Genomic DNA, 8,375 nt, shown 5'->3' with positions numbered 1-8,375 from the left:
TTCTGTAGTAAAATCGTTCATATGGAAGTCCTCTTTTCTGTGAATGTGTTGTGGTAACTCTATTCTACAGAAGGGACTTCCTTTTTTCTATTTACACAAAATATTTTACACTCTCATCATCACATTAAATATGTGAATTCTTATGGTAAGAAAGTTCCTCTATATTCTACTTTTTTCAAATTGAGATATATAGAAAAACCAGTTTTTTAAATTTATTCACTGCTTTTTGTGCATAAGTATATGTTGAATCCAATGGACGGATTTCTGAGAGGCATTTCATGTTTTTTTGAACTCAAAAATCCTTTGGAATCCCAATGTAGGTTTTTGGTATTAGTTGAAATGGATTTTCACTTGGTAGTAGAGGAGGGTAGAGAGGATTGTGAAATTCTTATGTAGAACAATTATTTATTTGAATAGGAGGAAGAACTATCCAAAATAGCAGTTCTAAACTTATATTTCATATTAGGATGCTTATCGAATATCATCATAGCACTTCTACCTGTTAGGATATTCATGAAACTCGAAACCTATGTTTTGGGCGCGATACTTAGCGATATATGTCCATGATATGCAATCATACACTAAACAAATCAATCTGTATCTATCCTATATTTAAAAGCTCTAAAACAAACTCTATACATGGTTTCTCCATAAATTTTCCTTATGATACTTGTAAGACAATTCTTAAAAGATTGATTAGATTAGTAAATCCAATATAGGCGACTTTTTTAAGAAAGAAGGAATTTTATGATGAAATATTTGCAAATAGTGGTTATTGACGGAATGAATTGCTCAAGGTGTGCATCAAAAGTAAGAAATGCTTTGGAAGCAGAGCCAACAGTCAGTGTAAAAATAGTTGATTTGGCTAGAGGTACAGTTACTTTCGATGCTGATTCAAAATTAACTTTAACATTCTTAAATCAACTACTAAAAAATACAAAGTATACTGTAACTAGGGATATATCTATATAAGTATAAGTATATGTGGGGGAATCAACACAAAATCTCCACATATTTTTTTTATGGTAACTACATAATAGATATGGGAGATGATGGGTTGAAGAATAATAAATATATTTGGTTAGCAGCAACAATATCAATGTTGACCCTAGGCGGTGTTTTCATATTGATTCAACAGCAGAACAAGGAGGAGCATGCTGAAGTTGTCTTTCAAGAAGAACAACGACAAATCTCAAGTAGAATGTCCAATATGATGGGGGATAATCAAGAAGCTGATTTGAAGGTAGTACACCAAACGGAGAGACAACTATTGATTCCCCCTGTTCTTGAACCATCTTCAAAAAGCAAAGAAAATGTGATATATGATATAGTTGCTCAAAACGGAGAAGTTCAAATAATGGATGGAGAAAAAACTGAAACATTAGGCTATAACGGGGATTTTTTAGGACCAGTTATTAGACTGAAAAAAGGTCAAAAAGTTACTATCAATACAAACAATAATCTTGATGCTAGCACATCTTTTCATTGGCACGGTTTGAAAGTAGCTTCTGATGCAGATGGAGGTCCACATCAGATTATAGAAGAAGGACAGAAAAAAAGTGTAACATTCGAGGTTGATCAAGAAGCTTCTACACTCTGGTTTCATCCCCATCCGGAAGGAGAAACAGCATCTCAAGTTTATAAGGGTTTAGCAGGTTTGATGTATATTGATGATGACAACTCAAAATCATTAGATTTACCTTCCAAATATGGTGTCGACGACATTCCCTTGATTGTGCAAGATAAATCTTTCAGCTCCACTAATCAAATTAACTATGAAAATGATTTTAACTCTGATGGAACAAAAGGGGAGACGTTGCTTACTAATGGCACTATCAATCCATATATTGAGATAAAAAACCGATGGATGAGGTATAGAATTGTTAATGGATCTAATTCAAGAAACTTCACTTTTACTTTGGATAAAGATGAATCATTCTACCAAATTGCTACAGATGGTGGTTTTCTGAATACTTCTGTTAAACTTAGTAAACTACTTTTAGCCCCCGGGGAAAGGGCAGAAATATTAGTGGATACTCAGAATTATAAAAAAGGTGAGGTAATTCATTTACTAGCAAATAATTTGGTTGCCTTGACAATGAGAATTGAGAATACGATAGAAAACAAAGAGTTTACTCCCTCTGATAGTCTAAATACTATTAGTACTTTAGATGAAAAGAAATTGGAAGATTTAGCAAGACAAAGTATTAATTTAAGAGGAATGTCTCACATGGTAAACATCAACAATAAGCAATTTGATATGGAAAGAATAGATTTATATAAAAAATTAGGTACTCAAGAGATTTGGGAAGTTAACAATATTAGTAGTATGATGGGAGGCATGATTCATCCGTTCCATATCCATGGTGTTCAGTTTCAAATTTTATCTAGAGATGGAAATCAGCCCGCACTAAACGAGCAAGGATGGAAAGATACTGTGCTGGTAAATCCGGATGAAACAGTAGAACTTCTTGTGAAATTCGACCGTGAAGGTATTTTCATGTATCATTGTCATATATTAGAACATGAAGAGTATGGAATGATGGGACAAATGGAAATTAAATAGAAAATAATTTAAGAAGGATGATTGTCTATGAAAATTCTTATTGTGGACGATGAAGAAAAAATATTAGAAATTATTGATGCCTATCTAGTTGCTAATCATTATTCAGTTTATAAAGCAATAAGTGGCGCAATGGCATTGGAAAAGTTCGAGAAAAATAATCCTGATTTAGTTGTGTTAGATTTAATGCTTCCGGATACTGATGGATTGACTGTGTGTAGAAAAATCAGAGAAGTATCAAATGTACCAATTATAATGTTAACAGCTAAGTCTGATGAGGATGATATTCTTACTGGTCTCAAGTTAGGTGCCGATGACTATATGATTAAACCATTTAGTCCCAAAGAATTAGTTGCGAGAATACAAACTGTATTGCGCAGAACTGAGACCTTATCAAATCCTAATAAGCTTTCTTCAAGTAATGGGGAATTGATAGTATATCCTGAAAGTCGCCAAGTTTATCTACATCAAGTGGAATTAAACCTCACAACAACTGAATTTGATATTCTACACGCCCTAATATCCACACCTAATAAAGTCTTTTCTCGTAGTGATTTGATAGAGAAAGTTAAGGGAATAGAATTTGATGGACTAGATAGGAGCATCGATTCTCATATAAAAAACTTAAGACATAAAATTGAGAATGATGCTAAATCACCTATGTATATTTTGACAGTCCATGGTACAGGATATAGATTTGGTGGCCACTAATGAGAAAAAGAACGATAAAAACTCAATTAGTTCTTTCCTTTTTAGCAATCGCAACATTAATAATAGGATCGATTAGTTTAGTCGCATTAAGTTTGACGAACAATCATTTTAGTAAATACGTAGAAGAGCGACAAGAAGATTTGTTGAATCAGTATGTATATACAATTGATTTATTGTGGTTAAATAGTGGAGAAACATGGAACAGCGAGGAACTTGCAGCACTTTCTGAGAAAGCATTAGAAAATAATATTTATTTTTCTATAGAAGACGAACAAGGCAACATGGTTTGGGAACTTAAAGGAAAAAATTTGAAGTCAGCACAGGACAAACTGAAAAAAAATGCCTTGAAAGTTTCTGAGAAAAAAAGTGTGAAACTAGACGAAACAATAGAAGCGAAAAAGAAGTTAATTAATGATGGAAACGAGTTTGGAAAAGTAACGTTTTATTATTTCGGACCTTTTGCTTATACTGAGCACGATGCCTTGTTTATCTCCAGTATGAAACAAAGTTTAATGTATGTTGCTATTGCAGCTCTTCTTGTATCATTTATACTTGCTTCGTGGATCTCTGCTAGATTAGGATTACCACTAAAGCATGTAAGCGACTTTACACATAAATTAACCCGTGGGGAATATGCTGATAAAATCCCACAAGAAACTTCAATTATTGAAATTAATTCCTTGATTGATTCCCTAAATGATTTAAGTAATCAGTTGGAGAAACAGCATGGACTTCGAAAAAGATTAACTACTGATATTTCACATGAATTAAGAACTCCATTAGCTACCCTTAAAGGCAATGTGGAAGGAATGATTGACGGAGTCTGGAAAATAACTCCCGAGCGCCTACAATCTTGTTATGATGAAATAGATCGTCTAACTCGTTTAATTGGAAATATAGAAGTAATCAACAAAATTGAAGCAAAATATGATCATTTAAATAAAACTGAGTTTAACATATATAAGTTGATTGAATCCGTTATTGAAAATTTCGCCAGCAAAATTGAGTCAAAAAACCTTCATGTTGAAATCCAAGGGGATAACATCAATATATCTGCAGATAAAGATAAAATGAACCAAGTTGTTATCAATCTTTTGAATAATGCTATTAAATTTACGCAAAAGGAGGGAACCATTAAGTTTTCTATAAGTAAAAATAAAGACCATGTTCTTTTAATTGTTGAAGACAACGGCATCGGTATAGAAAAAGATCAGCAACTTCATATTTTTGATAGATTTTATATGGCTGACCCCTCCAGAAGTAGAGCTTTAGGGGGGCAAGGTATCGGATTAGCTATTGTAAAGAGCGTTGTTGAAGCGCATAAAGGTAGTATAACTGTAAAAAGTAAATTGGGTCTAGGAACTAAATTTGTTATAAAGTTACCATTTCAATAAAGGAGGAGAGTTATTTGTTTCAAAAACAGATAAAAATTGCTAAACTAGTATGTGAATGTTGGGCAAAAAAAATATTTTTTCAACTGATTTCGATAGATAGTGTCGAAAAAGTTCATTTAGATATCTTATCAAATTCTGTAGTAATCTTTTCTAAGAAGGACTTATCAATAGCTACAATTAAAAAAGAAGTTTTTGGATTACAAATTTATGAGATGACCTAAATGTGATTAATTAAAGGAGGATGAAGACAGTGAAAAAGATGACAAAATTAGTATTTGCAAGTCTTGGAATTATTGTATTTTTAGGAGCGTGTAGCAATCAAAGTGAATCGAATAATTCTAATAGCACAAACGAGGAATCGACTTCTACAGCGTCTAGTGAAATGAATAGTATGGAGGGAATGAATCACGAAGGTATGGTTCCTTCTTCAATGAAAGATGCTGCGAACCCTAAATTCCCGGTGGGAAGTAATGTTATACTGCTAGGCGATCATATGGAAGGGATGAAAGGTGCAAATGCTCAAGTTGTAGGGGCCTTTGATACTACAATGTATGAAGTAAGCTATGAGCCAAAAACTGGGGGACCAATGGTTAACAATCATCGATGGGTAGTACAAGAAGAGTTAAAAGATACTGAGACTGTAGCAAATGAGGGCGATACTGTTATCTTGAATGCCGATCACATGGATGGGATGATGGGAGCTGAAGCAAAAGTAGATAAATCTATTACAGGAACTGTTTACGTTGTTAATTACACTCCAACCGATGGTCAAGAAGAAGTTAAGAATCATATGTGGGTAACTGAAGATGAGATGGAATATGACGAAAATAATGAGTAATTTTATATACTAAACCAATAAGCTGGTACATGGCCTTCGTATTCTCAACATGAGGAATATGAGCTCTTTGTTAATAAGGACTGATGAGTTGTGCAAAATCAAATCTGGGTCAGAACGAACCTCATTCTGGCTCAGATTTTTGGCTCTTCGACATTTAGTGCTGGTAGAGAGACAACTGAAAATTTAGTCATAACCAGTTAGGCAGAGTGCTTAACTGGTTTTTGTTTTACTTGGAAGATCAAGCCTTGAATGAGATAAATTCTTGCTCGAAAGTTGTGGAAATTTCGATAGCCGTAGGCTACTCGTTTTATCACTTTTATCTTATTATTTGTTCTTTCCAATGCACCATTACTATACCTGGGTTTTAAAGCATATTGAATCCCTAATTTGTATTTATTTAAAAACGTCAGCTTCTTACAAAACCATTGTGGAAGGCATTGATCTAAGCTGTTGATCGTATCGAAAAAACTTTGGTTGTCCTTGTGTTTAAAGTGATAGAGGAGGAGCTGGCAAGTCTCGTAAGCCCTGGTTAATTGCTCGTCGTAACTCAAAAGCTCATCGACCATCGCTTTTTGCGTCATTGGTCTGCGAAAGGATCGATCATATTGATAATCGGAACTATCCAGATCATAGGCATGCGTAAGGAGTAATTTCCAGAATCGCTTCAATCGTCAATACTTTGTCGGTTCCGTTTTTTGAAACCTGTTCATTGTTTTGATTCGCAACTGATTTAACGTACGAGTGATTTGTTGGACAATGTGAAAGCGATCGGTCACGATTTTGGCGTTTGGGAAGACCGCTTTTACAAGTTCAAAATAAGGGGCATTCATATCCATCACGACGTATTTCACGTTCGCTCGTGCTTTTCTAGTGAATTTAAGGAAATATGGTTTTAAGAAAGCAAGGCGACGATTCTCCAATACACCGATTAATTGCTGGGTCTGCCCATTCATAAAAACAAAACTTATTTTTCCACTGCAGGACTTCATCGATTTGAACTCATCAAAACAAAGGACCGAAGGTAACGTATCAAAACGAGGATGATACGTTTTTAAACAGGTGTGCAGGACACGCAGAACGGTTACGTCAGAGACAAAATAGCGATCGGCAATTTCTTTTCTTGTTGTATTCTTCGCCAGCTCCAAGGCAATTTGTACCTTTAATTCCTTTGAGAGATAGCAGTTTTCATCTACCAAATTGGTCTGAGCGTTGAATGTCGACTGACATTCTTTACAGTAAAAGCGCGTACGTACCAAGCGTAATTCTGTTTTGGTTGCTCGATAAGGCAAAAGTTGGACTTTTGTTTTATGTGAGCCATTCTTGATGATTTGTCCTTCATTTTTGATGCCACATTTACGGCAATGGCTTAGTATATAGCTAAGTTTAGCATGGATAAGATTGGTGCGAAAACCATCTTCTTCTACTGTCTCTAACCATTCTTCTTCGAAGAATAAATTTTCATCTGTTAAACCTAACAATTTTCTAGTACAATGATACATGGAGATATCCTTTCTTGGTATGGTTTTGTTTTAGACGACTAAATTCCACCAGTTAGGCTATCTCTTTTTCTATCTTTTTTTACAAAAAAAGTGTCAGTAGAAAATCTGTAGATTTTCCGCCAACACTAAATATTGTAGAATCAAAAATCAGAACTACATCCAGTAGTTCTGATTTTTGGTTCTCTTATTGTATGCCTAGTATTTAAGACTCTGATTCAAATTTTGAAAAAGGAAAATTACTATTATAATTAAAAGCGTCACTTTTGTATATTACAAATACTAACTATTATCTATAAGTGTCTCACTATTTTTTGGCAAGCGCACATAGTTCAATAATAGTGAGCTCAAAACAACAGTAATTGAGCTAAGTGCCATTGCAAGACCAGCTAACTCTGGAGATAGTGTAAATCCAAGTGCTGAGAATATACCCGCTGCGACTGGAATACCTATCACGTTATATATAAAAGCCCAAAATAAGTTAATCAAAATCCGACTATATGTTTTTCGTGCTAATACTAAAGAAGTTACAACATCCATCAAATCATTTTTGACTAGTACAATACCTCCAGATTCAATTGCAATATCACTCCCCGATCCCATAGCAATACCTACTGTTGCCGTGGATAATGCAGGGGCATCATTGATTCCATCACCTACAAAGGCGACTGCTCCTTTTTCTTGCAACTTTCTAATATGTTGTGCTTTGTCCCCAGGCATAACATCTGCTATGACCTCGTCAATCCCAATATCATCTGCTATGGCTTGTGCGACCAAACGATTGTCCCCAGTTAACATTACAGTGTGAAATCCTGATTTTTGCATTGCCCTGATAGCAGCTTTAGAGCTGGACTTAGGTGCATCTTGAATCCCAATTAAAGCAATTATTTGACCATCGTAACCAACTAATACCACAGTTTTCGCCTGCGCCTGTAAAGATGTCATTTTAACCTTAAGATCATCTGTCATGTTAAAGTCATCGGATAAACGATCATTACCAATAAAAGCCTGCTTACCATCAATCAAAGCTTGTACCCCTTTACCAGAAATAGCAGTGAAATTTTTAGCTACGGCAGGAGTAATTTTCTTGTCCTTTGCTTCATTAATTACTGCTAAAGCTAATGGGTGTTCTGATGAATCCTCAAGTCCAGCAGCGATTCGCAGAATCTCGTTCTCACTAATTCTTCCGATAGAGATAATATCGGTCACTTGTGGTTTGCCAACAGTAATTGTTCCAGTCTTATCCATGACGACGGTTTTTATATCGTGGGTCGCTTCAAGAACCTCAGCATTTTTGGTTCTGTTGCAAAGTTTTCCAAAAAATCTATTTTAGTGTAAAATTGAGAAAAAAGACAGAGAGGACAGAGTAATGA

General features: G+C 34.8%; 6 protein-coding genes and 3 pseudogenes. 6 read left to right on the top strand and 3 right to left on the bottom strand.

Features of this window, described 5'->3' with window-relative positions; genetic code table 11:
* Positions 1-446: 446 nt before the first annotated feature.
* Positions 447-566, bottom strand: a pseudogene (locus tag FGQ66_RS15530) (transposase); the annotation flags it as partial.
* A 181-nt stretch (positions 567-747) separates the two neighbouring features.
* Between FGQ66_RS15530 and FGQ66_RS14555 the strand changes: the two are divergent.
* From FGQ66_RS14555 to FGQ66_RS14530, 6 genes are read left to right on the top strand one after another with little or no spacing between them, the layout of a single operon-like run.
* Positions 748-972, top strand: a complete 225-nt coding sequence (locus FGQ66_RS14555; RefSeq protein WP_002294786.1) for a heavy-metal-associated domain-containing protein — start codon at positions 748-750, stop codon at positions 970-972.
* A gap of 10 nt (positions 973-982) precedes the next feature.
* Entirely contained in the window at positions 983-2,566 is a 1,584-nt protein-coding gene (locus tag FGQ66_RS14550) for a multicopper oxidase family protein (protein ID WP_138302644.1), read from the top strand.
* Between the two features lie 27 nt (positions 2,567-2,593).
* Positions 2,594-3,274 (top strand): response regulator transcription factor, encoded by a 681-nt coding sequence (locus FGQ66_RS14545; protein WP_002294790.1) that lies wholly within the window; start codon positions 2,594-2,596, stop codon positions 3,272-3,274.
* On the top strand, positions 3,274-4,668 hold the full coding sequence (locus FGQ66_RS14540) for a sensor histidine kinase (protein WP_002307657.1): 1,395 nt from the start codon (positions 3,274-3,276) through the stop codon (positions 4,666-4,668). Before FGQ66_RS14545 ends, FGQ66_RS14540 begins: the two co-directional genes overlap by 1 nt.
* A gap of 14 nt (positions 4,669-4,682) precedes the next feature.
* Entirely contained in the window at positions 4,683-4,889 is a 207-nt protein-coding gene (locus FGQ66_RS14535) for a hypothetical protein (protein ID WP_002307659.1), read from the top strand.
* 20 nt (positions 4,890-4,909) lie between these two features.
* Complete coding sequence (locus FGQ66_RS14530; protein WP_002351732.1) at positions 4,910-5,506, top strand: YdhK family protein; 597 nt, start codon at positions 4,910-4,912, stop codon at positions 5,504-5,506.
* A 197-nt stretch (positions 5,507-5,703) separates the two neighbouring features.
* On the opposite strand, the pseudogene FGQ66_RS14525 reads toward FGQ66_RS14530, so the two are convergent.
* Both FGQ66_RS14525 and FGQ66_RS14520 read right to left on the bottom strand, forming a co-directional pair.
* A pseudogene (locus tag FGQ66_RS14525) lies at positions 5,704-7,005 on the bottom strand (ISL3 family transposase).
* Positions 7,006-7,284: 279 nt separating this feature from the next.
* Positions 7,285-8,301 (bottom strand): annotated as a pseudogene (locus FGQ66_RS14520) (HAD-IC family P-type ATPase); the annotation flags it as partial.
* Positions 8,302-8,375: the final 74 nt, after the last annotated feature.

Source organism: Enterococcus sp. BSD2780061688st2 D3 (assembly GCF_005844145.1).
Classification (GTDB): Bacteria; Bacillota; Bacilli; order Lactobacillales; family Enterococcaceae; genus Enterococcus_B; species Enterococcus_B durans.
Note: the sequence above shows the minus strand (reverse complement) of the source record. Positions and strands in the feature narration are given on the sequence as shown.